General features: G+C 69.0%; 27 protein-coding genes and 1 other RNA gene. 19 read left to right on the forward strand and 9 right to left on the reverse strand.

The features are described from left to right. Positions 1 to 48 precede the first annotated feature (48 nt). Complete coding sequence (locus ACIHA7_RS16285) at positions 49 to 804, forward strand: MBL fold metallo-hydrolase (protein ID WP_397290039.1); 756 nt, start codon at positions 49 to 51, stop codon at positions 802 to 804. Positions 805 to 909: 105 nt separating this feature from the next. Further along, on the forward strand, positions 910 to 2,025 hold the full coding sequence (gene ald / locus ACIHA7_RS16290) for an alanine dehydrogenase (protein WP_397290041.1): 1,116 nt from the start codon (positions 910 to 912) through the stop codon (positions 2,023 to 2,025). Between the two features lie 130 nt (positions 2,026 to 2,155). Here ald and sigJ read toward each other — a convergent pair whose 3' ends face one another. Then, complete coding sequence (gene sigJ / locus ACIHA7_RS16295; protein WP_397290043.1) at positions 2,156 to 3,118, reverse strand: RNA polymerase sigma factor SigJ; 963 nt, start codon at positions 3,116 to 3,118, stop codon at positions 2,156 to 2,158. A gap of 846 nt (positions 3,119 to 3,964) precedes the next feature. Between sigJ and ACIHA7_RS16300 the strand changes: the two genes are divergently transcribed. After that, positions 3,965 to 4,891, forward strand: a complete 927-nt coding sequence (locus ACIHA7_RS16300; protein ID WP_397290045.1) for a cobalamin biosynthesis protein — start codon at positions 3,965 to 3,967, stop codon at positions 4,889 to 4,891. Between the two features lie 229 nt (positions 4,892 to 5,120). Here the strand turns inward: ACIHA7_RS16300 and ACIHA7_RS16305 are convergent, their stop codons facing one another. Together ACIHA7_RS16305 and ACIHA7_RS16310 are read right to left on the reverse strand one after the other, a co-directional pair. Further along, a complete protein-coding gene (locus ACIHA7_RS16305; RefSeq protein WP_397290047.1) occupies positions 5,121 to 6,029 on the reverse strand; it encodes an SURF1 family protein in 909 nt (302 codons plus the stop codon). Beyond that, positions 6,029 to 6,547 carry a low molecular weight protein-tyrosine-phosphatase gene (locus ACIHA7_RS16310; RefSeq protein ID WP_397290049.1) on the reverse strand — a complete coding sequence of 173 codons (519 nt, stop codon included), beginning with the start codon at positions 6,545 to 6,547 and terminating at the stop codon, positions 6,029 to 6,031. The genes ACIHA7_RS16305 and ACIHA7_RS16310 overlap by 1 nt, the downstream gene beginning before the upstream one ends. A gap of 44 nt (positions 6,548 to 6,591) precedes the next feature. Between ACIHA7_RS16310 and cobC the strand changes: the two genes are divergently transcribed. Together cobC and ACIHA7_RS16320 are read left to right on the forward strand one after the other, a co-directional pair. Next, positions 6,592 to 7,632, forward strand: coding sequence for an Rv2231c family pyridoxal phosphate-dependent protein CobC (cobC, locus tag ACIHA7_RS16315; protein ID WP_397290051.1), 1,041 nt, complete (start codon positions 6,592 to 6,594; stop codon positions 7,630 to 7,632). 124 nt (positions 7,633 to 7,756) lie between these two features. Continuing rightward, positions 7,757 to 8,878, forward strand: a complete 1,122-nt coding sequence (locus ACIHA7_RS16320; protein WP_397290053.1) for a Nif3-like dinuclear metal center hexameric protein — start codon at positions 7,757 to 7,759, stop codon at positions 8,876 to 8,878. A gap of 475 nt (positions 8,879 to 9,353) precedes the next feature. Here ACIHA7_RS16320 and ACIHA7_RS16325 read toward each other — a convergent pair whose 3' ends face one another. Further along, entirely contained in the window at positions 9,354 to 9,656 is a 303-nt protein-coding gene (locus tag ACIHA7_RS16325) for a hypothetical protein (RefSeq protein ID WP_397290055.1), read from the reverse strand. Positions 9,657 to 9,794: 138 nt separating this feature from the next. On the opposite strand from ACIHA7_RS16325, the gene ACIHA7_RS16330 reads away from it, so the two are divergent. From ACIHA7_RS16330 to ACIHA7_RS16345, 4 genes are all read left to right on the forward strand, one after another. Beyond that, on the forward strand, positions 9,795 to 10,436 hold the full coding sequence (locus ACIHA7_RS16330; RefSeq protein WP_397290057.1) for a hypothetical protein: 642 nt from the start codon (positions 9,795 to 9,797) through the stop codon (positions 10,434 to 10,436). 115 nt (positions 10,437 to 10,551) lie between these two features. After that, the gene (locus tag ACIHA7_RS16335) at positions 10,552 to 11,289 is read left to right on the forward strand and encodes a zinc ribbon domain-containing protein (RefSeq protein ID WP_397290059.1); all 738 of its coding nucleotides are present in this window, start codon (positions 10,552 to 10,554) and stop codon (positions 11,287 to 11,289) included. Between the two features lie 25 nt (positions 11,290 to 11,314). After that, positions 11,315 to 12,457: a bifunctional RNase H/acid phosphatase gene (locus ACIHA7_RS16340; protein ID WP_397290061.1), complete on the forward strand. Its 1,143-nt coding sequence runs from the start codon at positions 11,315 to 11,317 to the stop codon at positions 12,455 to 12,457. A 474-nt stretch (positions 12,458 to 12,931) separates the two neighbouring features. Then, positions 12,932 to 13,636, forward strand: coding sequence for a S1 family peptidase (locus ACIHA7_RS16345; RefSeq protein WP_397290063.1), 705 nt, complete (start codon positions 12,932 to 12,934; stop codon positions 13,634 to 13,636). Here ACIHA7_RS16345 and ACIHA7_RS16350 read toward each other — a convergent pair. After that, complete coding sequence (locus ACIHA7_RS16350) at positions 13,633 to 14,430, reverse strand: helix-turn-helix domain-containing protein (protein ID WP_397290797.1); 798 nt, start codon at positions 14,428 to 14,430, stop codon at positions 13,633 to 13,635. The genes ACIHA7_RS16345 and ACIHA7_RS16350 overlap by 4 nt on opposite strands. 168 nt (positions 14,431 to 14,598) lie before the next feature. Between ACIHA7_RS16350 and ACIHA7_RS16355 the strand changes: the two genes are divergently transcribed. From ACIHA7_RS16355 to ACIHA7_RS16375, 5 genes are all read left to right on the forward strand, one after another. Then, a complete protein-coding gene (locus ACIHA7_RS16355) occupies positions 14,599 to 15,006 on the forward strand; it encodes a hypothetical protein (protein ID WP_397290065.1) in 408 nt (135 codons plus the stop codon). A 13-nt stretch (positions 15,007 to 15,019) separates the two neighbouring features. After that, positions 15,020 to 15,439 carry an SgcJ/EcaC family oxidoreductase gene (locus ACIHA7_RS16360; RefSeq protein ID WP_397290067.1) on the forward strand — a complete coding sequence of 140 codons (420 nt, stop codon included), beginning with the start codon at positions 15,020 to 15,022 and terminating at the stop codon, positions 15,437 to 15,439. A 124-nt stretch (positions 15,440 to 15,563) separates the two neighbouring features. Next, a complete protein-coding gene (locus tag ACIHA7_RS16365; RefSeq protein WP_397290069.1) occupies positions 15,564 to 16,052 on the forward strand; it encodes a GNAT family N-acetyltransferase in 489 nt (162 codons plus the stop codon). Between the two features lie 60 nt (positions 16,053 to 16,112). Then, positions 16,113 to 17,162, forward strand: a complete 1,050-nt coding sequence (locus ACIHA7_RS16370) for a YihY/virulence factor BrkB family protein (protein WP_397290071.1) — start codon at positions 16,113 to 16,115, stop codon at positions 17,160 to 17,162. Further along, positions 17,159 to 17,626 (forward strand): hypothetical protein, encoded by a 468-nt coding sequence (locus ACIHA7_RS16375; RefSeq protein ID WP_397290073.1) that lies wholly within the window; start codon positions 17,159 to 17,161, stop codon positions 17,624 to 17,626. The genes ACIHA7_RS16370 and ACIHA7_RS16375 overlap by 4 nt, the downstream gene beginning before the upstream one ends. Before the next feature lie 297 nt (positions 17,627 to 17,923). Here the strand turns inward: ACIHA7_RS16375 and ACIHA7_RS16380 are convergent, their stop codons facing one another. Beyond that, positions 17,924 to 18,622 (reverse strand): hypothetical protein, encoded by a 699-nt coding sequence (locus ACIHA7_RS16380; RefSeq protein ID WP_397290075.1) that lies wholly within the window; start codon positions 18,620 to 18,622, stop codon positions 17,924 to 17,926. 40 nt (positions 18,623 to 18,662) lie between these two features. Between ACIHA7_RS16380 and ACIHA7_RS16385 the strand changes: the two genes are divergently transcribed. Beyond that, entirely contained in the window at positions 18,663 to 19,289 is a 627-nt protein-coding gene (locus tag ACIHA7_RS16385; RefSeq protein ID WP_397290077.1) for a TetR/AcrR family transcriptional regulator, read from the forward strand. Between the two features lie 120 nt (positions 19,290 to 19,409). Here the strand turns inward: ACIHA7_RS16385 and ACIHA7_RS16390 are convergent, their stop codons facing one another. Together ACIHA7_RS16390 and ACIHA7_RS16395 are read right to left on the reverse strand one after the other, a co-directional pair. Beyond that, entirely contained in the window at positions 19,410 to 19,928 is a 519-nt protein-coding gene (locus ACIHA7_RS16390; RefSeq protein ID WP_397290079.1) for a TrmH family RNA methyltransferase, read from the reverse strand. A 168-nt stretch (positions 19,929 to 20,096) separates the two neighbouring features. Continuing rightward, on the reverse strand, positions 20,097 to 20,984 hold the full coding sequence (locus ACIHA7_RS16395; protein WP_397290081.1) for an alpha/beta hydrolase: 888 nt from the start codon (positions 20,982 to 20,984) through the stop codon (positions 20,097 to 20,099). A 76-nt stretch (positions 20,985 to 21,060) separates the two neighbouring features. Here ACIHA7_RS16395 and rnpB point away from each other — a divergent pair. The 3 genes from rnpB (at position 21,061) to ACIHA7_RS16410 (ending at position 23,135) form a co-directional block, all read left to right on the forward strand. After that, positions 21,061 to 21,474, forward strand: an RNA gene (gene rnpB, locus ACIHA7_RS16400) — RNase P RNA component class A. A 137-nt stretch (positions 21,475 to 21,611) separates the two neighbouring features. Then, on the forward strand, positions 21,612 to 22,121 hold the full coding sequence (locus ACIHA7_RS16405; protein WP_397290083.1) for a hypothetical protein: 510 nt from the start codon (positions 21,612 to 21,614) through the stop codon (positions 22,119 to 22,121). Positions 22,122 to 22,235: 114 nt separating this feature from the next. Next, positions 22,236 to 23,135 carry a slipin family protein gene (locus tag ACIHA7_RS16410; RefSeq protein ID WP_397290085.1) on the forward strand — a complete coding sequence of 300 codons (900 nt, stop codon included), beginning with the start codon at positions 22,236 to 22,238 and terminating at the stop codon, positions 23,133 to 23,135. Positions 23,136 to 23,331: 196 nt separating this feature from the next. On the opposite strand, the gene ACIHA7_RS16415 is transcribed toward ACIHA7_RS16410, so the two are convergent. Then, a complete protein-coding gene (locus tag ACIHA7_RS16415; RefSeq protein WP_397290087.1) occupies positions 23,332 to 23,709 on the reverse strand; it encodes a hypothetical protein in 378 nt (125 codons plus the stop codon). A 428-nt stretch (positions 23,710 to 24,137) separates the two neighbouring features. Between ACIHA7_RS16415 and ACIHA7_RS16420 the strand changes: the two genes are divergently transcribed. Further along, positions 24,138 to 24,470, forward strand: coding sequence for a hypothetical protein (locus ACIHA7_RS16420; protein ID WP_107655050.1), 333 nt, complete (start codon positions 24,138 to 24,140; stop codon positions 24,468 to 24,470). Position 24,471: the final 1 nt, after the last annotated feature.

Consider the following 24,471-nt stretch of genomic DNA (forward strand, 5'->3'; position numbering starts at 1 on the left):
CTCTCGGGCCACTGTCGGGTGTGCCGGCGCGTTGACAAGCTCGATGACATGACGAACAACCAACTCGACGTGCTGCACATCGGTGGACCCTCCGTCCGGCTCCGCTACGCGGGCCGCACCTTCCTGACCGACCCCACGTTCGACGCGCCCGGCGACTACCCGGGACCGGTCACGTTGCACAAGCTCACCGGTCCCGCGGTGCCCGCCGACCAGGTCGGTCCGGTGGACGTCGTACTGCTCTCGCACGACGAGCACGCCGACAACCTGGACAACTCCGGACGCGAATTCTTGAAGACCGCGCAGACCGTGCTCTCCACGCCCGGTGCCGCCGAGCGGATCAATGGTGTTCGGGGCCTGGAGAATTGGGAGAGCGTGACGATCTCCGGCATTCGGATCACCGGCGTGCCCGCGCTGCACGGGCCCGAAGGGTGCGAGCCGTTGACCGGGGTCGTCACCGGGTTCGTGCTGCAGGCCGAAGGTCAGCCGACCGTGTACGTGTCGGGTGACAACGCGTCGGTCGATCGGGTCGCGCGGATCGTCGAGCGGATCGGCCGGATCGACGTGGCGGTGCTGTTCGTCGGCGCGGCCAATGTCGGGCACTTCGGCGACACCGACCTCACACTGAACGCGCGCACCGCGGTGCAAGCGGCCGAGGTGCTCGGCGACGCGGTGATCGTGCCGGTGCACGGCGAAGGATGGGTGCACTTCAGCGAGACGCTGGATCGGCTGCGGCGGTTGTTCGAGTACGCGGGGCGGGACAAGCAGCTGCTGATTCCGCCGCTCGGCGAGGAGATCGCCGTCTGATCAACGTGCGCAGAAACCGCTCGTCGGCGGGCGGTCTCGTGATCATCGTGTGCCGCCCGCGCGTCGTTCGTGGCGTGTGCCCGGCACGGGGTCCACGATGGCGGTATGAGGATCGGAGTTCCACGGGAGGTCAAGGAGCAGGAGTTCCGGGTGGCGCTCACGCCGGCGGGTGCCGGGGAGCTGGTCGCGCAGGGACACGAGGTGCTGATCCAGGCCGGGGCGGGGGTCGGCTCGCGATTCGCGGACGCCGACTATGCGGCCGCGGGGGCGCGGCTGGTGCCGTCCGCCGACCAGGTCTGGCGGTCGGCGGAGCTGGTGTTGAAGGTGAAGGAGCCGATCGCCGAGGAGTATCCGCGGATGCGGCGCGAACAGGTGCTGTTCACCTACCTGCACCTGGCCGCGTCCCGTGACTGCACCGACGCCATCCTGCGCTCCGGCATCACCGCGATCGCCTACGAGACCGTGCGGGCCGCCGACGGGTCGCTGCCGCTGCTCGCGCCGATGAGCGAGGTCGCGGGCAAGCTCGGGGCGCAGGTCGGGGCGTATCACCTGATGGCGCCGCTCGGCGGGGCGGGCATGCTGCTCGGCGGCGTGCCCGGGGTGCCGCCCGCCGATGTGGTGGTGCTCGGCGGCGGGGTCGCCGGGTCGAACGCGGCGGCGGTCGCTGCCGGTATGGGTGCGCGAGTTACCGTGCTGGACACCAACTTGCCTCGGCTGCGTGAGCTGGACGCGCGGTTCGATGGGCGGATCGCCACGGTCTCCTCGAACGCCGCCGAGATTCAGCGGGCCGTCGCCGCCGCCGATCTCGTCATCGGTTCGGTGCTGGTGCCGGGGGCGCGTGCGCCGAAACTCGTATCCGACGAGCTCGTCGCGCAGATGCGGCCCGGTTCGGTGCTGGTCGATATCGCCATCGATCAGGGTGGCTGCTTCGCCGGGTCGCGACCGACCACCCACGCGAATCCCACCTTCCGCGTGCACAATTCGTTGTTCTACTGTGTCGCGAATATGCCGGGCGCGGTGCCGCCCACGGCCACCGTCGCCCTCACCAACGCCACCTATCCGTACGTCCGCGCCATCGCCGAACTCGGCTGGAAAGAGGCGTGCGCCGTCCACCACGACCTCGCGCACGGTGTGACCGCGGACGCGGGCCGGCTGTTGTCGGTGGAAGTGGCTGCGGCGCATGGGTATACGATGCCGCAGCCGGTGGGTCTGGCGGGCTGACCGCCCGCGGCGGACACGAGCGGTAACCCGGCGGCTGCTGGTGCGATGGCTACCTCGCTGCCATCGCCGCTGGTTTGTCGTAGGACAACGCCAGACCCAGCCTCGGCGTGGGCGCGGACCCGGGGTCGGGCTACGCCTCCTCGGTGCGGTCGGCGCCGAGATACCAGTCGGGCTTGCCTTCGGTCGGCAGGTCGTGCAGCTTGTCGGGGTTGCGGACGACATTGATGGCGACGATGCGGCCGTCATCGATGACGAAGGCGAACACGCCGGTGTGGTTGCCGTCGAACACGACAAGGCCGGGCTCGCCGTTGACCAGCACCGCGCGGCCCCACCCGCCCGCGGCGGACGGTGCGTGGTACCAGCCGAGCAGCATCTTCGCGATGAGCTCGGCGCCGTACACCGGCTGCCGGATCGCGGGGACCTTGCCGCCGCCATCGGCGGTCAGGCTGACGTTCGCGTCGAGCACGCCGAGCAGGGCGCTGAGATCACCGGAGCGCCAGGCGACCGCGAAAGCGGAGACGACCTTCTCCTGTTCGTCCGGCGAGGCGGGGAAGCGCGGGGTGCCGTCCTCGACGCGCTTGCGAGCGCGCGATGCCAGCTGCCGCACCGCGGCCGGGGTGCGGCCGACCACCTCGGCGACCTCCGGGCCGGTCATACCGAACACGTCCTGCAAGACGAACGCGGTGCGCTCGGCGGGGGACAGCGACTCGAGGACAACCAGGAGTGCCGTGGTGACCCGCTCGTCCTGGGTGACCCGGTCCGCCGGGTCATCCCAGCTGGTCACCTCCGGCTCCGGCAGCCATTCGCCGACATACTGCTCGCGCCGGACCCTGGCCGACCCGAGGTGATCCAGTGCGAGACGACCGGTCACGGTGCTGAGCCAGGCGCGCAGATTCTCGATCTGTCCCGCCGTGCCCGCCTCGTGCTGGCGTTGCAGCCGCAGCCACGCCTCCTGCACCACATCATCGGCGTCGGTGAGACTGCCCAGCGTGCTGTAGGCGAGCCTGCGCAGATACGGCCGATGCTCCTCGAACCGCCGGGCCAGCTCCGCCTGGTCGAGTGGTTCGGGAGTAGAAGGCTGATCGGAAGTCACTGCTGTCGCCGTTCGGTCGTTCCGCCCCGCCGGGCGTGAGTTCATGGTGCGTCACCAGGTCGACGACGCAGCGGATCAGAGTGTGACACGCCGTAGAACTCCGACACGGTATGACCGCCACCGGCGAGGTCCGCGTCACTGACGCACCGAGCTCCGCATGATCGGGCCACACCACCCAGCGGCCCTCGTCTGGCACCCAGGCGACATCGTCGCCGAACCGTGTAGCGCGGCTGCCGAGCGGGATACAGCGGCGGCAAAGTCGAGTGGGCGCGCCGTGGTGTCCCGTTGGGCGGGGTTATGCATGATCGGCGGGACATGGTGATGGCAAATCGAGTGGGCGGGTTGTGGTCTCCCGTTGGGCAGGGCTACGCATGATCGGCGGGACATGGTGGCGGCAAATCGAGTGGGCGGGTTGTGGTGTCCCGTTGGGGTGGGGGTGGCTGATGGTGGCCGGGACGTGACGGCGGCAGACTTCGAGTGGACGCGCTGAGATGTCCCGTTCGGCGTGGTAGCGCGTGGTCGCCGGGGGTGGTGGCGGTCGAACGTCGCCTGGGCGCATTGTGGCGTCCTGTTGGCTGCGGTGGCGCATGGTGGGCGGACTTGGTGGCGGCGCGCTGAGTTGGTGCTGGCGGCCGAATGTCGAGTGGGCGCATTGTGGCGTCCTGTTGGGTTTACGCATGGTCGGCGGGGGGTGGTGGCGGCCGAACGTCGCCTGGGCGCGCTGTGATGTCCGTTCGGCGTGGTGGCGTTTGGTTGGCGGGACATGGTGGCGGCAGCCGCTGGGGGGAGGTGCGCGGCTGTGTCCCGCTGGGCATGGGGTGTGGGAGGAGCGGATAGGCTCGGTGGGTGCAGAAGGGGACCGCTACCGCTGGTGGGTTGCTGTTGGGGTTTGTGCTCGATCGGGTGTTGGGGGATCCGCGGCGGTGGCATCCGGTGGCCGGGTTCGGTTCGGCGGCAAGCGCGCTCGAATCGGTGACGTATGCCGATCGGCGTAGTGCGGGGGTACTGCACGAGGTGCTGTTGGTGGGCGCGGCGGTCGGGGTCGGTGTGGGGGTTCGTGGGCTCGGGCTGCCTGCGACCGCGCTGGCCACCTGGACGGTGCTCGGCGGACGGAGCCTCGCAAAGGCCGGTAGTGCGATGGCCGAACGGCTGGAGGCGGGCGATCTGGCGGGTGCTCGCGCGCTGCTGCCCTCGCTGTGCGGCCGCGATCCCGAGGTGCTCGATGCCGACGGATTGGCCCGCGCCGCACTGGAATCCATCGCGGAGAACACCTCCGACGCGACCGTGGCTCCGCTGGTCTGGGGTGCGCTCGCCGGTGTGCCCGGTCTGCTCGGGTACCGCGCGATCAACACCCTCGACGCGATGATCGGCTACCGCAACGACCGCTACCGCAACTTCGGCTGGGCCGCCGCCCGCACCGACGACCTGGCCAATTTGTTGCCCGCGCGCCTCACCGGCCTGCTCACCGTCGCGCTCGCCCCGCTCGTGCAAGGCCGCCCCGCCGCCGCCCGCCGCGCCTGGCGCCGGGATGCCGCAAAACACCCCAGCCCCAACGCCGGTGTGGTCGAGGCCTCGATGGCAGGGGCTCTCGGTGTCCGCCTCGGTGGCCGCACCCAGTACCGTCACGGCACCGAACTCCGCCCCACCCTCGGCGACGGCCCCGCCCCGACCGTCGCGGACCTGCACCGCGCCGTACACATGTCGGAAGCCGTGCAGTTCGCGTCGGTCGTGGTCGCGGCTCTATGGGCTCTTGCCAGGCGCTCGACGCCGTAGGGCGGTGCGTCATCGAAGGTGTTGTGGTGCCGTACATGTCGGAGGCTGTGCAGTGCGGATCAGTCGTGGTCGCCGCTCCTTGGGTGCTCGCCAGGCGCTGGACACGGTAGGGCTGCGCGGCATCGAAGGCACCCCAAAGTTCGCGGGTCGATCGAGGCTGCGGCCGTAGCGGTCTGCCGGACGCGCGCTGGTTGGTGGGGCCGTAGCTGCTGCGGCATCGGAGTGGCGGTCAGCCGCGGCCGCGGCCGTAGCGGTCTGCCAGGCGCGCTTCGGTTGTCGGTTTGGGTGCAGCCGGAGTGGTTGCGGTGGTGGGTGTTTCGGGTGACGTGGGGTCGGGTGGGGGGCTCGCGCTGACCGGTTCGGTTGCGGAGCTCGCTTTTTCCCTACGGCGTTCCCGGATCTCGGCGTAGACGAAGTAGCCGAGGCCGAGCGGCGCCATGATGCCGAAGGCCAGCCATTGCAGGCCGTAGGAGAGGTAGGGGCCCGCGTCGAGCTGGGGGAGGGGGGTGGGGGTGAAGGCGCCGGGTTGGTTGTCGTCGAGTTGCAGGTAGCCGCCGCGTTCGCCGGTGGGGATCGGGGTCAGCGGTTGCTGCAGGACGGCGGCTTCCTGGGTGGTGTCGATCGAGTACACCTGCCGGTAGCCGTCTTGGATGGACGGGTCTTTGCCGGGTGTGATGCCTTCGGACATCCGGACCCTGGCTTCGAGGCGTTGCGGTCCGGCGGGCGGGTCGGGGATCGGCGGCGGCCGGGAACCGTCCACCGCGGCGACCAGCCCGCGGTCGATGAGCAGCAGGCGACCGTCGTCCAGCCGGAAGGTGGAGAGCACGGAGTAGCCGGGGGCGCCGTCGAGATGACGCAGCCGAACCAGCACCGTCGAGTCCGGCAGATAGGCGCCGGAGGCGGTGACCTTGCGCCATTCGGTGTGCGCGTCGTCCGCGCTGGAGCTGTCCAGGACGGTGGTGATGTCGATCGGGTCGGCGCGCACCGAGTCGGCGATGAGCTGGTTGCGGTGCGAGGTGCTCGTGTTCTTGCCGAGCTGCCACGGCGCGAGCACCGTGAAGCACAGGTAGGCGAACACGGCGACCACAGCCGCGAGGATCACCCAGCTCGGGCGGAGCAGAAAGGTCAGTCTGCGCATCAGATTCGCCGATCCAGCAGCGGGTCGGGCGGCTGGGCAGGCAGGCCGAGCGCGTCGCGCACCCAGTCGAGCAGGCCGGGCATCGCCGCCTCGATCTGGTCACGGACGAGTTCGAAATCGGCCGTGTCGCCGTAGTAGGGGTCTGGCACGTCGGGCCCGTCGGCGGCCGGGTCGAAACTGCGTAGCAGCCTGCGCCGATCCGACGGCACACCCAGGCGGGCCAGTTCGCGTTCGTGGGAGGTGTCGAGGGCGATCAGCAGGTCGGCGTCGCGATGGTCGGCGCCGAGGGCGGCGGCGATGTGCCCGGTCGCGTAGCCGTACTTGCGCAGGGTCGCGGTGGTGCGGGTGTCCGCGTCGTCGCCGACGTGCCAGGCGCCGGTGCCCGCGCTGCTCACCCGCACCCGATCGGCCAGTCCCGCGCGGGAAAGGTGCATGACGAAGATCTTCTCCGCCATCGGAGAACGGCAGATGTTGCCGGTACAGACGAACGACACGTGCAGCTCACCCACGACAGCCATTCTGGCCGGTCGACCTACCGGCCCGCCACGTAGGGTGTGATCTCGTGTCCGAGGACAGCGTCGAGCACGCGAAACTGCGCCACCACGGCGACGTGGACGCACGCCCCGGCATGCTCGACTTCGCGGTGAACGTGCAGGGCAGCGCGCCGCCGGACTGGCTGCGGCAGCGGCTCGCGGCCAGGCTGGACACGCTCGGGCGCTACCCGAGCGCGGCGGAGGATCACACCGCCCGGTGTGCCGTGGCGGCCAGGCACGGGCGCAGCCCGGACGAGGTGCTGTTGCTGGCGGGTGCGGCCGAGGGCTTCGCCATGCTGCCGAGGCTCACACCCCGACTGGCCGCCTTGCTCCACCCGTCGTTCACCGAACCCGAGCTTGCGCTGCGCGCTGCCGGTGTCGCGGTGACCAGGGTGCTGCTCGCGCCGCCGTACACCCTGGACCCGGCGGCCGTCCCGGCCGAAGCCGACCTCGTGGTGCTCGGCAACCCGACCAACCCGACCTCGGTGCTGCACCCCGCCGAAACCATTCGCGCGTTGCGCAGGCCGGGCCGGACCATCGTGGTCGACGAGGCGTTCGCCGACGCGGTGGCGGGGGAGCCCGAATCGCTCGCCGGGTACTCCGCACCCGATCTGCTCGTCCTGCGCAGCCTCACCAAAACCTGGGCGCTCGCCGGACTCCGCTGCGGTTACTTCCTCGGTGCGCCCGAGCTTCTCGCGCGCCTGAATCACGGCCGAGCCCACTGGCCGCTCGGCACCCTGCAACTGGAGGCGATCACCGCCACCGCCGAGCCGCACGCGGTCGCGGCGGAACAGCAGCGTGCCCAGGCGATCGCCGTCGAACGCGACGCGATGATCGAGCGGCTTACCGAACTAAGCGTCCACGTCCACACGCCTGCCGAGGCGCCGTTCCTGTTGCTCCGCGTCCCCGACGGCGAGCTGCTCCGGAAGTACCTGGCCGACAAGGGTATTGCCGTCCGTCGCGCGGATACCTTTCCCGGCCTCGGGCCGAACCATCTCCGTGTCGCGGTGCGCGGAACCGCCGAGGTGGACCAACTCGTCACCGCGATACGAACGGCGGAGCTTTGGTGAGCACTTCGACCGAGGCGCACTCTCGACCAGGTGGTCATCCGCGACCACGTGCCGGGTTGTCCGCCCGCGGGTCGGCTCGGCCTGGAATGCGACAGCTCATGGACGGATCAGAGGAGGGTGAACGATGACCACACTGGCGGACCTCATCGAAGTGCTCGACGCGGCGTACCCACCGAAGCTGGCGGAGTCGTGGGACTCGGTCGGGCTGGTCGCCGGTGATCCGGCCGACGAGGTCACCCGGGTGCTGTTCGCGGTCGACGCCACGGCGGCCGTTGTCGAGGAGGCGATCGATTGGCGGGCACAGGCTTTGGTGGTGCACCATCCGCTGCTGTTGCGCGGCGTCGACACCGTCGCGGCCGACACTCCGAAAGGTGCGCTGCTGCACCAGCTCATCCGCTCCGGCTGCGCGTTGTTCACCGCGCACACCAACGCGGACTCCGCCGATCCCGGTGTCTCCGACGCGCTGGCGGCGGCGATCGGCCTGACCGTCACCGGCCCGATCGATGCGAAACCGGAAGCCCCCATCGACAACTGGGTCGTGCAGGTGCCCCCGTCGCACGCCGACGCAGTGCTGTCCGCCTTGTTCATGGCGGGCGCGGGCGGTGACGGCGACTACCGCGACTGCGCACTCCGAGTGCCCGCGGTCGGCCAGTTCCGGCCGATGTCGGAGGCCACCCCGGCCGTCGGCGTGCTCGGCGAACTCCAGCGGGTCGACGAGGAGCGTCTCGAGCTGATCGCGCCGCCCGCCGCCCGCGCCGCCATCCTCTCCGCGCTGCGCGCCGCCCACCCGTACGAGGACCCGGCCTACCACATCACCGAACGCGCCTCGCTGCCGTCGACGGTCGGCATCGGCCGCGTCGGCACCCTGCCGGAACCGGAGTCGTTGCGCGCCTTCACCGATCGCGTCGCCGCGGCACTGCCACCGACCGCATGGGGCGTGCGCGCGGCGGGCGACCCGGACCGCTCCATCTACACGGTCGCCGTCTGCGGCGGCGCGGGCGACTCCTACCTGAACGCGGTGACTCGCCGCGGCGTCGACGCGTACGTCACCGCTGACCTGCGCCATCACCCGGTCGACGAGCACCTGCGCAAGGGCGGCCCCGCCCTCCTCGACGCCGCCCACTGGGCAACCGAATTCCCCTGGTGCGCACAGGCGGAACGGGTCGTCCAGGCCGGCCTGCCCGACCTGGAGACGCGCGTCTCTACCCTGCGCACCGACCCGTGGACGGTCAGCGCGCGGAGCTGAGCCGACCAGTAGCCGTGGCAAGCCGGTTCGATCCGTAGACGTGCCGCGCTGGGCCGATCGGCAATAGCGTCAAGCGAGCTCGATTGGTAGTTGCGCCAGCTGGGTCGACCAGCAGTCGCGCCGCGCTGGGCCAATCAACGGGTCGTGCGTAACTGGCACGATTAATAGTTGCGCCAAGCTGGGTCGGCCAGTAGTTGTGCCGCGCTGGGCCAATCGGCAGTTGCGCCAAGCTGAGTCGATCAGCAGTAGCGCCGGGCCGGGCCGATCGACAGTTGCGCCTTGCTGAGTCGGTCAGCAATCATGCCAGGTCGGAGATTGATCGGCAGTCGTGCCGGACCAGCCCGGTCAGCAATAGCGCGGAGCTGAGCCGATCAGTAGTTGGGCGGAGCCGGCCCGACCAGTAGTTGGGCGGAGCCGGCCCGATCAGTGCCTGCGTCGAACCGAGCTGATCAGTGCTCGCGCGGAACCGCCCCGATCAGTAATTACGTGGCGGCTGTCCGTGCCAGGACGGGTCCGCGGGCTGCCCGCTGTGCACGTTTTCCGATTGCGCTCGCCCGGTGAGCTCCGTGGCCTGCTGCTGCGTGAGCTTCGACTCGGCACCGCACCAGGTGCATTGCAGGGTGTGCTTGGTGCTCAACGGGATCAGTGGCACGAAGAACAGCGTGAATTTGGTGACCAGTTTCCGTAGCACGTGGGCCGCCGGATTGCCGCAGCTCGTGCACACCAGGGTGAGCACGGCGAGCCGATGCGCGTACTGCCGCCAACCAAAGATCACCATGGAAAACCCCCGAAGAATTGAACTTTGACCCCTTCGACCTTACCGCCGCTTCGGCGTGTCGGCGCGTGTCAACTGGATTCGGCTGTGCGGTCGGTTGTTTCCGCGAGTCAGGTGGTGATTCGGGGGTACAACTACCGCATGAATTTCCCGGTGAACTTCGGCTTCGTGCAGATCGGGTTGATCTTGATCATCCTGATCGCGCTCGCACTGCTCATCTCCGGGCTGCTGCGGGCCCGCCGGGTCGGCTTCCGCGCGCTGATCACGCGCGGCGGCAGCGGGCTGGTGCTGCTGGTGGTCGCGGTGGTGCTGCTCTGGCTGGCGACGCTGATGCAGACCTATCTCGGATTGACCGGAGAGATCAAAGCGGCGCACGTGGTGGCCAAGGAGGTGGAGGGGCAAGAGCACCTGCTCGATGTCGAACTCACCCTCTACGGCGACGACCAGCACGACGAGCAGCGGCTGAAGTACCAGGTCGAGGGTGACACGTGGGTGCTGCAAGCGGGCATCGTCGAGCTGGAACCGTGGGTGAACGCTCTCGGTTTCCACTCCGGATACAAGATCAGCAGGCTGTACGGCCAGCGCCTGGACGGGGTGGCGACCTCGCAGAACCAGATCTTCCTCAACGGCGGCGACCGAGACTTCTTCGATGACATGCGCAAGGGCCGCTGGTGGACCGAGCCGTTCGTGCGCTCGGCCTACGGCAACGCGGTGATCGCCGTCCCCGGTGAGTACGACGTCTTCGTGTCCAGGGACGCCATCAAGACCCGCGCCCCCGCCTGACACCGGGTGGGCGGAGGCGGCGGCACCCAATTGGTGCGGCGTCGGTCAGCGGGAACGGTCCGGCGGGGTACGGTTGAACACCGACCCATCCACAGCGTCCAGGAGTTTGTCCGCGTTGAATGTCGAACCACCCATCCAGGCCAAGCTGCTACAGCTCGCCGCTGTCGACGCCGAGCTGACGCGGATCGCGCACCGCCGCACCGTGCTGCCCGAACAGCAGGAGGTGGCCCGGCTGGAGGCCGAGCGCAACGCGCACAAGGACGCCGCCGTCGCCGTGCAGATCATGCTGGACGACCTCGATCGCGACATCCGCAAGCTGGAAGGCGAGGTCGACGCCGTCCGTAAGCGCGAGGAGCGCGACAAGGGCATGCTGAGCGCCGGAACGGTGAACGCCAAACAGCTCTCGGAGATCCAGCACGAACTCGGCAGCCTGGAGCGCAGGCGCTCGGTGCTCGAGGACGAGCTGCTGGAGGTGATGGAGAAGCGCGAGGCCTCCGCCGACGACTATCAGCACGCGGGCGCCCGGCTGGACAAGACCGAGCAGGAACTGGCCGACGCGCAAACCCAGCGTGACGAGGCCCTCGCCGATCTCGAGGTGGCACAGGGGCGTTGCGACGCCGACCGGTCCAAGCTCGTCTCGCTGTTCCCGGCCGACCTGCTGGCGATCTACGACCGGCAGCGGGCCCAGCACGGTGTCGGCGCGGCGCTGCTGCAAGCCCGCCGCTGTGGCGCGTGCCGGATCGAACTCGATCGCGGCGAGATCGCCCGGATCGCGAAGACCGCCCCCGAACTGGTGGTGCGGTGCCCGGAGTGCGGGGCGATCCTGGTGCGCACCAAGGAATCGGGGCTGTGACCGCTCGACCGGCGCGGGCAGCGCGGTGACCGAGCGCGAGGTGATCGTCGAGGCCGACGGCGGCTCCCGGGGTAATCCGGGACCGGCGGGCTACGGCGCAGTCGTCTTCGCCGCCGATCATGTGCGGGTGCTCGCCGAACGCCGCGAGTTCATCGGCGTCGCCACCAACAATGTCGCCGAATATCGTGGCCTGGTCGCGGGTTTGGAGGCGGCGGCCGAACTCGGCGCCAGCGTCGTCGCGGTGCGGATGGACTCCAAACTGGTCGTCGAGCAGATGTCGGGCCGCTGGAAGATCAAGCACGCGGCCATGATTCCGCTGGCCGACCGGGCTCGCAGGCTGGTCGCGGGTTTCGAGCGGGTGAGCTTCACCTGGATTCCGCGGGCCGAGAATTCGCATGCCGATCGGCTGGCCAACGAGGCGATGGACGACGCCACCCTGGTGGACGAGGTGCGCACCGCCCGCGAGGCCGAAAAGCCCACGGCCGCACCGGTTGCCGAAGACCCGGTGGTTTCGGCCGTCGCGGCGCAGCCCGCGCCCGGCTGGACCGGTGCCACCGGTCGCCCGACCCGCCTGCTGCTGTTGCGCCACGGTCAGACCGAACTGTCTGTGCAACGGCGCTATTCGGGTCGCGGCAACCCGCCGCTCACGGAGCTCGGCCGCGAGCAGGCCGCGCGCGCCGCGAAAATGCTTGCCGCCAAAGGCGGTATCTCCGCTGTAGTGTCCTCGCCGCTGAGCAGGGCTCGCGATACCGCCGAGGCCGCGGCGGCAGCGCTGGACGCACCGCTCACAGTCCTGGACGGCCTCATCGAGACCGACTTCGGCGAGTGGGAGGGCCTGACCTTCCTGGAGGCGGCCGAACGCGACCCGGAACTGCACGCCCGCTGGCTGGGCGATGCGTCGCTGCCCGCGCCCGGCGGGGAGAGCTTCGACCAGGTCCGCGAGCGGGTCGACGCGGTCCGGCGTGATCTGGTGGGGCTGTATCCCGGGGCGAACCTGGTCGTGGTCAGTCATGTGACGCCGATCAAGACGCTGCTCCAGCTGGCGCTCGGAGTGGGGCCGTCACTGCTGTACCGGCTGCACCTGGACCTGGCGTCGCTGTCGATCGCGGAGTTCTATCCGGACGGCGGGTCGTCCGTGCGTCTGGTGAACGACACCTCATACCTATAGCAACTGTTCATCCGTCCGTCGCCGGAAGCTCGGCGATGGTCACGCTGTGCTGCCATCCTCTGCCACAGCATGTGATCTAGGGCGCGTCGGCCGAAGGTTTTCGTTCGGATTCGCGGTGCGGCGGTTGGCGGCGTATAACAGTTGAGTCTCGTCGGTCGGGCAATTCGGCCGCAGCTGGGTGTGGGTGAGGGTGAAAGTCAGTTCGGGCGAACACTTTTCAGAGCCGCCACACAACGATGTGGTTCGGGTCTCCATCGCGCCCGCATTGTGGTGCGGCGCACAGGTGTGTTGCGGACCGGCTTGCCCGTGTCGATGCTGAGTCAACCAGCAGGCAACCAGCGTCGATCTGACTCCGCTGCGCAGGCGCTTCCGCTTGCCGATGTGGCGACCGCAGATTGTGTCGGGGGCGGTTCCCTCCCCGGTCCGGGCGAGCACGGTGATAGTCGCGTGCTCGCTTTTTCGAAAAGGAGAGAAGTGACAACGAAACTCAGATCGCTGGCCGCCGCGACGGCCGCCGTCGCATCGGTGATCGCCGGTGCCGCGGGTACCGCCTCGGCGGCGCCGAGCGCCGTGCTCGGCGGCAGCTCGGGCATCGCGTTCGAGAACAACTCCGTGTGCTCGCTCACGGCGATCGGGCACGACAACGCGGGCAGGCTCGTCGGCATCACCGCGGGCCACTGCGCGCCCACCGGCGCCCGGCTGATCGCAGAGCACACGCCGGATGCCGGAGTGATCGGTAAGGTCGCGTTCTCCGATGACGGCAAGGGGCTGGACTACGCGGTCCTGGAACTCAACCCGGAGCGGGTCACCCCGGTCCGCAACGTCGGCCCGACCACCATCGCGGGCCTCGGCGCCGCGCCGGGACCCGGCGCCACCGTGTGCTCCAGCGGCCGCTCCAGTGGTTCGGACTGCGGCGTCGTGTGGGGCGAGCTCGACGGCACCACCATCAACCAATACTGCTCGCAGCCGGGCGATTCCGGCGGCCCGGTGGTCGTCGGCGATCGGCTGGTCGGCATGAATCAGGGACGGCTCACCGGTATCGGTCCGGTCGGCTTCGACGTGCCGTGCACCACGGCCGCCAACCCGCTGCACTCGCCCGCGTTCTTCCAGCCGATCCTGGTGATCCTCGCCGCCATCAACGCTCAGGGCGGCGTCGGGGCCGGCTTCCAGCCGATCTAGTTCGCGCGTCCGGAATTCGCCGCGGCCGCCAGCTCACGCAGCGCGGCCGCGGTGAATTCGTCCAGCGGGTAGAACAATTCGATCGCCAGCTCCGAGAGGGTCACATCGGCCGGTGCGCCGAAGGTCGCCATCGTGCTGAACATCGACAGCTCACCCATCGGCGTGCGGATCCGGATCGGTACCTCGAACGGGCTCGGCTGTGCCGCAGCGGCTTTCGGCTCGTCCGGGGGATCGGGTAGCCGCGGATAACGGCGTACCTCGTCGTACAGCGCCGTCAGCTGCGGGTCGCCACTCGCCCCGACCTGCCTGGCCAGGCGCTCCAGGAACAACGCGCGGACCTGGCTCAGGTTGGCCAGCCGCGCGGCCAGCCCTTCCGGATGCAGCACCAGGCGATACACATTCGGCCGCGGCAGCAGCAACTGCTCCGGAATCCCGTGCAGCAGAACGCCCATCGCCGCATTGCCGGTCACCACATTCCACAGCCGATCGACGACCACCGCCGGATACGGTTCGTGCGCGGTGAGCATTGTTGTCAGCGCGGCCCGCACCGAGGTCAGATTCACGTCGTCGAGGTTGCTCTCCCGGTAGGCGGGCGCGTAATCGGCGGCCAGCAGCAGGGTGTTGCGTTCGCGCAGCGGCACCTCCAGCGCCTCGCTCAGGCGCAGCACCATCGCCCGGCTCGGTTTGGCGCGCCCGGTCTCCACATACGACAGATGCCGCGCCGAGGTGTCCGCCGCCAGCGCCAGGTCGAGCTGGCTGAGCCTGCGCCGCTGCCGCCACTCGCGCAGCAGCATGCCGACGCTCGATCGAGTTTCCCGCTGAGGTTGTGCCACCTGAGCAGGCTAATCACCGCGCACGTCGTGCGGCCATGACCTCGGAGGTCATTGAGACGCTCACCTCACGTCGGCAAGGTGGGTTCCGGAGCCGATCGGCTCCGTCGACGCGACCCACAGGAGCAGGACATGAACGCGGGCCACCTGACCACCCGGCCGAGCATTGACTACTTGCGCACTGCGCTGCGGGTGGACGGCTGGAGTACCGGCGGCTTCGGGGTCGTCATGCTGGCCGGTGCGGCGGTGCTGCGTGATCCGCTCGGCTTGCCCACCACCTGGTCGATTCCGTTCGGCGTCGCCATGCTCGGCGGTGCGCTCGCGTTGCTGCTCATCGCGGGAGCGATCGAGATCCCGTTTCACCAGGCGTGTGCCGTCGTCGCGGTGAACGCAGCGTCCGCGGTCGGGATGGTGGTCTTCGCGCTCTCCGGCCTGATCGACCTGACTGGCCTCGGCATCGCATTCCTGTTCGTCGGTGCGACGGTGGTCGCCGCCTTCGCCGCGGTGGAATTCGCCGGCCTGCGCCGGGCCGGTTACTGAAGGGAGCTATCCGATGACGATGCCGAACTCCGAGCCGCGCACCGCCGACGAAGCGAAGCTCCTGCGGCTTCTTGCCACGCAGTCCGCCGCCTGGGCCGCCGGTGACGGTGCGGCTTTTGCGGCCACCTTTACACCCGATGCCGACTTCGTCTCGGTGATCGGCGAATTCATCCGTGGCAGAACGGAACTCGCTGCGGTAATGCAGGAAGGCTTCGACGGCTTCATGCAGGGGACTCGACTCTCCGATCCGGAAACCACCGCGATTCGGTTTCCGACGCCGGACGTCGCGGTCATGGTGACCAGTGGGGTCTGTGTGCTGCGGTCGGGTAGGGCGGGTTGCCGACCCGAAGACCTGTCCGTGCAGACCAGAGTCGCGCTCCGGTGCGCGGGTGAGTGGTTGTTCACGACATTCCAGAACACTCGGATCAGGTAGCTCGGCGGACCGAGGCGGATCGACTGGTGCGCGCCGCACTCGGCAGTTCAGCGCGGGATGTCCGGGTGGCTGGGCTGGCAAAAGGGTTTGCACCACCGGCTACCCGGCGGGTATCCATTCGGGAATGAACCTGTCGACGATAGAGCTCCGGCGATTGAGCGCCGATGAGTGGGGCGTGTTCCGGCGGGTTCGATTGCGGGCGCTGGCCGACACTCCGCAGTTCTTCGGATCGACGCTGGCGCAAGCGCAGGCGCGCACCGAGGCGGACTGGCGGGCCGCGCTGACGGACCGGGCGCAGTTCGTCGCCGTCGCCGACGGGGTCGAGCTCGGCACCGTCGGCGGTATGCCCGACCCCGAACGTGGCGGCATTCATTTGATCTCGATGTGGGTGGCGCCCGAGGCGCGCGGCACCGGAGTGGCGGATCTGCTCGTGCGCGCCGTCCTCGACTTGGCCGCCGCGGGCGGGCACACCGAGGTCCGGCTGGAGTTCGCCGACGGGAACGTGGCGGCCGAACGCCTGTATCTGCGTAACGGATTCGTGCGTACCGGGGTCAGCGCCTTCGTCCGGCCGGGTGAGCCGACGCTGGAATACGAGATGGTGCACAAGCTTTAGCGCGTCGAGTTTGCCTGCTCGACCCCCGGGTATTCGCTCCCCGATCGAGAGGTGACGGGCATGGCGAAGCAGGGAGTGGCGCGGCGCGCACACCGTCTGGTGGATTGGTCGAAAGGGCCGTCCGTGCTGAACTGGCGGTCGTGGTGGGGGGTGCTGCGGCGGACCGTGACGGAATTCCTGGACGACAACGTCACGGATTGGGCTGCGGCACTTACCTATTACAGCGTGCTGTCGATCTTCCCCGGTCTCATCGTGCTCACCGCGTTGCTCGGGGCGCTCAGCCCGTCCGCCACGCAGTCGCTGATCGACACCATTCAAGACCTCGGACCCAGCAGCGGCACCGCCTTGTTGGTCGATGCGATCAAACAACTGCAAGGGTCGCGACAATTGGCGGGGCCGTTGGCCCTCATCGGGCTCGGCACCGCGCTGTGGACGGCTTCGGGATACATCGCGGCCTTCATGCGCGCCGCCAACGCGATCTATGACGTCGAAGAGGGCAGGCCGATCTGGAAGACGATTCCGGTGCGCGTCGGACTGACCGCCGCGATGGTGGTGTTGCTCGCGTTGTGCTTGATCGGCGTGGTGGCCACCGGCGGCATCGCCGACCGCATCGGGCAATGGCTCGGCGTCGGGTCGGCCGGTGTGCTGGTGTGGGACATCGCGAAATGGCCGGTGCTCGCGGTACTGATCAGTCTGGCGTTCGCATTGCTGTACTGGGCCGCGCCCAACGCGCAGCAGCCCGGCTTCCGCTGGCTGAGCCCCGGCAGTGTGCTTGCCGTGCTGCTGTGGATCGCCGCTTCCGCCGGATTCGCCGTCTACGTCGCCAATTTCGGTTCCTACAACAAGGTCTACGGATCTCTCGGCGGTGTCGCCGTCTTCCTGGTGTGGCTGTGGTTGTCCAACGTCGCGGTGTTGCTCGGCGCGGAGTTCGATGCCGAACTGGCCCGCGGCCGCCGCATCGAACAGGGCCTACCGCCCGACCAGGAACCCTTCCTGCCACCACGCGACACCCGCGCGATGTCCGAGGAAGACAAGCGCGACGCCGCCGACACACACGGGGCAGCAGCCACGTCAGCCGACGACTCCGCCGCTGACAGGAGGAAATCATGACCCAGGCCGACCATCCGGATCACGAGACCGACAAGTTCCACGAGGTAGCCGACGCGGTGCGAGAAAAGGCCACCGAAGCCGAACGCCTCGCTGCCGAGAGAGCCGCGGAAGTTCGCCGGATCGCCGAGCAGAAAGCCGCCGAAGTAGCGCGACGGGTCCAAGAGCAGTCCGCCCAGGCAGCCGGTGACACCGAAGCCGCCACCGCGGCGGCGGAGCGGGAAGCCGCGGAAAGAGCCGCGGAAGCAAAGAAAAAGGCCGCCGAGGCAATCCGGCAGGCCGCCCAGCGAACTGGTGAAGCAACAGAACGGGCCCGCGTCGCCACCGACAAGGTCAGTCCCACAGTGCCCGAACCTGATGCGCAACAGCGCAATTCCTTCGCCGCCGCAGCCCGCCGCCGACCCATCCCCGCCGCGCTCGCCGCGCTGGCAGCGTTCGTCCTCTGGCGGGTGCTACGCCGCCGCTGAGGGTGATCAGCGCGCCGCTCATTGGCCGGGTGTGCGTATGCGGGCCGAGTGGGAGTGCATGCGGACGGGGGCGGCGCAGTGAGTCGGCCGGGCGTTCTGGTCGAGCGCGCGGCGCTCGCTTGAAGGTCGGGACGGGGCGCACTCTGGCGGGCCGCGCAACTGGGCGAGCGTGCGCGTAGGTCGGGTGGGGGTGTACCGGTGCTGTCAGGCGCGCGCGGCATCCAGCTTGGCTGGAATCGGCCGAAGTGCGGGTCGGCGTCGTGTAGGGCTGCCTAGAGCGGTGCACGCCTTGGGGTTTCAGGCTGAGGCGAGGTGGTGGGTGGGGTGTAGGCGGAGGAGGGTGATGCCGTAGGTGACGATCCAGACCACCCAGAGGAGCCAGCTGATGAGGCTGAGCAGGGCGAGGGGGCTCGGGTGGTCCATCACCAGGGGAGTGAGGGTGGCGGAGGTGAATAGTCCTGCGGCTGCGATCGATCCGAGGATGGCGTGCCAGCGGGGGATGAGGTTGGTGCGCAGGCCGCCGAGGGACAGGCCGAGCAGGGCGGTGGCGAGGAAGGTGCCGTTGAGGACGAACAGGGCGTTGTGAAAGGCCCACAGGCCGTCGGTGGGGGCGTGGTCGGCGGTGGCGCTGAGGGTCAGGCGGATGGCGACGACGCAGAGGAACGTGGCGTTCTGTAGCAGTAGGCCGGCGAAGCCGACCAGTGCCCAGGCCGAGCCCGCGGCGCGCTCGCGCGGCCAGATGGTGGCGACGGCGGCGGCGCCGAACACCGTGGCGCATACCCAGGCGGCTGGTGTCAGGGCCGAAGACAGCTGGGTGAGGCCCGCTTTCGTGGTGAAGAAGGCGTTGACGTCGCTGATGTCCGCGCCGACTGGGGGCATGCCCGCCGGTTCCAGGATCAGGTTCGCTCCGACGATGATCAGTGCGAAGCCGAGGCCGGCGAGGCCGCCGATCCGGGCGAACGGCCAGGCCACCGCGTGCTCTGTCTTATCTGTCATATATTGAATATAAGCAGCGAAAAATGAAAGAGGAACCCCTGTGACCGAAGAACCGGCCCGCCGCCGCTACGACTCGCTGCGCCGCACCGCCCAGGCGCAGCAGACCAGCGCCGAAATCGCCCGCGCCGCAAGGGCTTTGTTCGTCGCCAAGGGCTGGGCCGCCACCACGGTGCGCGACGTGGCGCGGGAGGCGGGCGTCTCGGTGCCGACCGTCTACGCTGCCTACGGCAACAAGAACGGCCTGACCTGGGCCCTGGCCGACGCCGCCGACCTGTCCGCCGACATCGCCCGTCTGCTCGCCGACCTGGAGGCCGCCCCCGAACCGCCCAGACAGCTCGCCGCGATGGCCGCCTACGACCGCCGGTTGTTCGAGCGCGCGGGCGAGGTGATCGTGCTGCTGCGCGAGGCGGGACGCACGGAACCCGAACTGGCCCAGGCCTACCGCGACGCCCGCGCCCGCGCCGACGACGCCCACCGTCAAGTCCTGTCTGCTTGGCCGCCGGGGACCCTGCGCCTGGACCTCGCTACCGCCCTCGATATTTACGCCGCGATCTGCAACATCGACGTCTACACCGAACTCACCGTCGAACGCGGCTGGTCACCGGAGCGCGTCGAGAAATGGTGGGCAGATGTGGTGACTCGCGAACTCCTCGGCGAATCACACTGATCGGTGTGTCCGGTGGGTGGGGATCGGATTTGCTTGGCCCCCATCGTCGCAGCCGAGGCTCCGATCACGCCGGTAGCGATCAGCCACAGCGCCGCGACCACTGTCGGCAGGGCGTACCCGTCAACACAGCCCCGCCAGTTTGTACAACACCAGCGACCCCGCGACGGCCACGTTGAGGCTGTGCCCGGTGCCGACCATGGGAATCTCCACCGCGACGTCGAGCAGTTCCAGTCCCTCCGCCGGGATGCCGGTCGATTCGTGGCCGAGCACGATGACGGTGCGGCGTCGGGCGGTCGGCAGGTCGGCCAGCCGGATGGATTCGTCGGTGAGTTCGACACCGACGATGGCGGATCCGCCGCTGCGCTGGCGTGCCAGCCAGCGGTCGACGCGACCGTTGATCCAGTGCACGCACTGCGGTTTCCGGAGGGTATTGCCCTGGGCGAGGGCCTCGGGAATCCACGGCAGGCGCGGTACCGCCATGCACGCGCCGACGGCGTCGCAGGTGCGCAGCATGGTGCCGAGGTTGACGCCGTGCTTGGGCCACAGCGGCGCGATGATCAGATGATTCCAGCAGCCGTGCGCGCGTTGCCTGCGTTCGCGGCGCAGGTCGGGGCGGGACTTGACCCGCGCGGCCGTCACGGGCGGACGGGAAGGGCCTTCCCGTGGGGCACAACAGTTTTCATAGCGGCGATGCTTCGCGGCGCACCGGGGCCATCGTCGGCGACAAGGGACGTGAACTACGTCTTACGATACGGCACCGCCGGATACCAAGCGATTGTCGGCGGCTTGCCCACCGCCGACCACCCCCTACGGCCGCAGAATCGAGACCAGGAACTCCGTCTGGTCGTACACGGCCTTCTCGAACACGTCGTCGAAGTAGATGTCGAAATGCCCCACCGGATAACGCTTCACCACCGCGTGCTTGGTGCGTTCCGCCGCACGCAGCGCGGACTTGATGGGGGTGATCGAGTCGTTCTCGCACAATGCGTAGAGCACCGGCATCTTCAACGCCTTGGCCCGCTTGCCCGGCGAGTCGAACAGCGCCGAGAACGCCACGCGCGCAGCGACCTTCGGCTTGTAGTGCTCGCTCTCCTCGGCCAGCCTGCCGTTGCCCTCCGGCACGTCGGCGGCGCTCATCAAGGCCGCCGTCCGCTGCCGCCCGGCCAGCCGGATGCCGACGTGCTTGCGCCGGATCGGCCCGACCAGCAGATCGGTGGCGGCGATGGCGGTCACCTTGGTCATGCTGATCGGCCCCTTCGCCAGCGCGCAGGCCAGCCCGCTGGTGAACGGCACCTGGGCGACCACCGCGGCCAGGTAGTCGTCGTCCGGCGCGACCGCGAGCACGTGCCCGCCGCTGAACGAGGTGCCCCACAACGCGATCCGGGTCGCGTCGACTCCGCGGATGGTGCGCGCGTAGGCGATGGCCGAACGCCAGTCCTCGCGCTGGCGCCCGATCCGGATCACCTGGCGCGGCTCGCCTTGGCTGGCACCGAAATGCCGGTAGTCGAATACCAGGACCGCCATGCCGGCGGCGGCGAAGCGCCGCGCGTACCGGTCGAGCCCCATCTCCCTGTTCGCCCCCAGGCCGTGTCCCATGATGACGAGTGGACGGGGCTTCGGTGCACCATCCGGACGGTAAAGCCAGGCGGCGCACTGCTCGCTTCCGGAGGGGAAGCCGACCTCGACACGTTCCATGGCACCCAACCGTACTGCGTCGGCGGGGCCCGCACCCTGGGGGTGTGCACGGCGACCAGTACTCTGGTACGGCGGACGAGTTGGCCGGGCGACCGCGGCATCGGGAACGGGCACGGTTGTGCCGCCGCCCGAAGCCGAGGAAAGTCCGGACTCCACAGAGCAGGGCGGTTGCTAACGGCAACCCGGGGCAACCCGCGGGACAGTGCCACAGAAAACAGACCGCCCACGGCCTCCGGGCCGTGTGGTGAGGGTGAAACGGTGCGGTAAGAGCGCACCAGCGCCCCGGGTGACCGGGGCGGCTTGGTAAACCCCGCCCGGAGCAAGGTCGAAGGTCGCATCGTTCGCGGTGCGGCTGCGCAGGTGTTCGAGGGCTGCTCGCCCGAGCCTGCGGGTGGACCGCTCGAGGCACCCGGTGACGGTGTGTCCAGATGGATGGTCGCCCCCCGGTGCGAACCGGGGACAGGATCCGGCTTACAGGCCAACTCGTCCGCCTCGCCGGATCCCGCGCCGCGGGTGGTCGCCGGGCGAACGGCGCGTGAACGGCTGAGATCCATGCTGTAGCCGAAGGATTGGCCCGCCCCGGACCCGCGCGATACCAGTACATTGTCGGTCGAGGTTTTGTGCGGCATGTCCGATTCGGGCCGCCGCGGGATCGACTGCAAGGAGATCGTCATCAACGTTCACACCATGCTGCGCCGTGCGGGAATCCTCGCCTACGCAACAGCTCTGGCCACGGTGGCCTGCGCGGGTGTCGCAGGCGCGCAGCCAACGACCACCGCTCCCGCGCCACCACCGCCGCCGCCCAACAACATCGACATCACCGCCGCCACCAGCAACGGCGGTGATGTGGATATCCAGGTGACCTACACCTGCGAGCCGCAGAGCAAGGCGGTGACGTTGCAGGTATTCGTGCGCGGCACCGCGGAGGGCGCGGAACAGACGGTAGGCGCCAAGACCAAGGCGACATGCGACGAGCAACGCCAGACCGCCACCCTCACCGCCACGAAAATCCCCGAGTCCGAACCGTTCACCCCTGCGGTAGGTCAGCAAGTGCGGGTCATCGGCGCCCTGGTCGCCGGCGACAACGAGCAGAGCCTCGAAGGCGGCACTGCCATCAAGCGACTGACTGTCAAATAGGCAGTCCGGTCTCCGGCCGGGACCGGCCTCGCGGTGCCATCATGGAGGTAGCCGCGGGGCCGGAGCGCCCAGGCGCCCGCTTCTGTTGCACACGGGCGTGATTCGAGGCCAGGCATGGAAACTCTGGTTGTTCTCGGCAGTCTGCTAGGTACGGGTGTGCTCACCGCCGCGAGCGTGCGAGTGGTCGCGCAATACGAACGGGGGCTGATCTTTCGATTCGGGCGGGTGGTCGCGACGCGAGATCCGGGGCTGCGCTGGCTGATTCCGTTCATCGACCGGATGCGCAAGGTCTCGATGCAGATCGTCACCCTGCCGGTGCCCGCGCAGGAGGGCATCACGCGCGACAACGTCACGGTGCGGGTGGACGCCGTCGTGTACTTCCGGGTGTTCGACCCGGTGCTCGCGGTGGTGGAGGTGCAGAACTATCTGTTCGCCGTCGGACAGGTGGCGCAGACGTCGCTGCGCTCGATCATCGGCAAGAGCGATCTGGACAGCCTGTTGTCCAATCGGGAGGAGCTGAACAAGGGTCTGGAGATCATGATCGACAGCCCGGCGCTCGGCTGGGGTGTGCACATCGACCGGGTGGAGATCAAAGATGTGGCACTGCCGGACTCGCTGAAACGCTCGATGTCGCGGCAGGCCGAGGCCGAACGCGAACGCCGCGCCAGGGTGATCTCCGCCGAGGGCGAGTTGCAGGCATCGAAGATGCTCGCGCAGGCGGGCGCGCAGATGTCGGAGTCGCCCGCGGCGTTGCAGCTGCGACTGCTGGAAACCGTCGTTCAGGTTGCGGCGGAGAAGAATTCGACCCTGGTGCTGCCGTTCCCGGTGGAGTTGCTTCGCTTCCTGGAGCGCAGCACGGCCCCGGCCGCACCGCCGCCGCCGACCACGGATCGGCAGGCGGCGGTCACCGAACAGCACGACAAGCCCGCCGCGCTGGCCGCGAGCGAGCAGCCGCGGCAACTGGATGCGGCGGACGAATCGTCGACGGCGCGCGCGAACAGCCCACGCGAGTGACCCGACCGGCGTATACCGATACGGGTACGGCCGACGCCGTTCGCGGCGGCGCCGTACGACCCGCACCGGTAGCGCAACGTAAGGACCGGACCGATGTCCGTGCTCATTCCCGTCATCGCCATCATCAGCATGATCACGATCGGCTACGTGCTGAAGTACCTGCCCGGCTACCTGCCGTGGCTGAAGCAGCGGTAGCTCAGCACATCATCCTGGCCATCTGGTAGATGGCCTTCGCCTCCTCGGCGGTCGCCTCGACCTTGCCGGAGGCGCGCTTGGTGATGCTCTTGACGACCTCGTCTTCGGGCTTGCTCGCCTTGATCTCCTTGCAGGTGTCGCTGAGGATGTTGGCGATCTTCGTGTCGTCCTTGCCGTCGGCGAGTTTCGGGAACGCGCCGCGGAAGCTGACGACGAACGCGCCTGCCTTGACGTTGTCGACGACCTGGGCATCGCCGCTCGACTGCGCGGCGGAAGTGGCAGCGGGGGTGGCACTGCTGGCTTTGTCGTCCCCACAGCCGGTGAGCAGTAGGGCACAGAGGGTGGCGCTGGCCGCGAGAGCGGCGGTAGTTCTGATCACGGAGCGGGATGCTAGCGGTCCGGAACCAAAGTCGCCTCCCGTCGGGTGAACGGGAGGCGACAGGTTGTGGCAGAAGACTTGTGGTCAGACCGGAGCGATGACGAAGACCTGGGCCCAATACGCCGCCTGGTCCGAGCCGATCAGCGGTACCAGGTAGTCGAACAGAATCGATGACATAGCTGTGGAACTCCCAATTGTCGACGTACGGGACATTTCGGAATGTGCGGGCAAAGTGTGAGACCCGCTACGGCGGCCCACGTTAGCAGCCACGTCGCCGGCCTGCCCGGTAGGCGAACTCGCCGCGCGTACCCGCCGCTAACTAGCCGGACCGTGATCGACGTCATAAAGTAGTGCGCGTTGGCACGGCCCGTTGCGTGGCCGCAACGAGCCCTTCACACTTCGAATGCGGGAAAGCAGGTCTCAACTCTATGCGGATTGTTCGCTCACTGGTCGCCGGCGCGTTGATCGCCGGGGCTGCTTCGGTTTTCGCCATGATGGGTGCCGGGTCCGCCGGTGCCGTAGCGGTGACGCCGCTGCCGGGTGGGGTGCAGGTCGACCTCAGCCCGGCTGACACGGTCTGGGTGGCCCAGAACCGTTTCGGACAGACCCTGGCGGGTCTGCCCCATCCTTCGGCCCCTTCGTTCGGCCAGGCGCTGGACGCGGCGGCCGCAGTGTCGGCGTCGGTCCCGGGCGGACATGTCACCTTCACCGTGTACGGGCCGCTCGATTCGTTGAACGGCACCATGTTGGCGCTGCAGTAGG

The sequence above is a fragment of the Nocardia sp. NPDC052316 genome (genome assembly GCF_044547795.1).
Taxonomy (GTDB): Bacteria; Actinomycetota; Actinomycetes; order Mycobacteriales; family Mycobacteriaceae; genus Nocardia.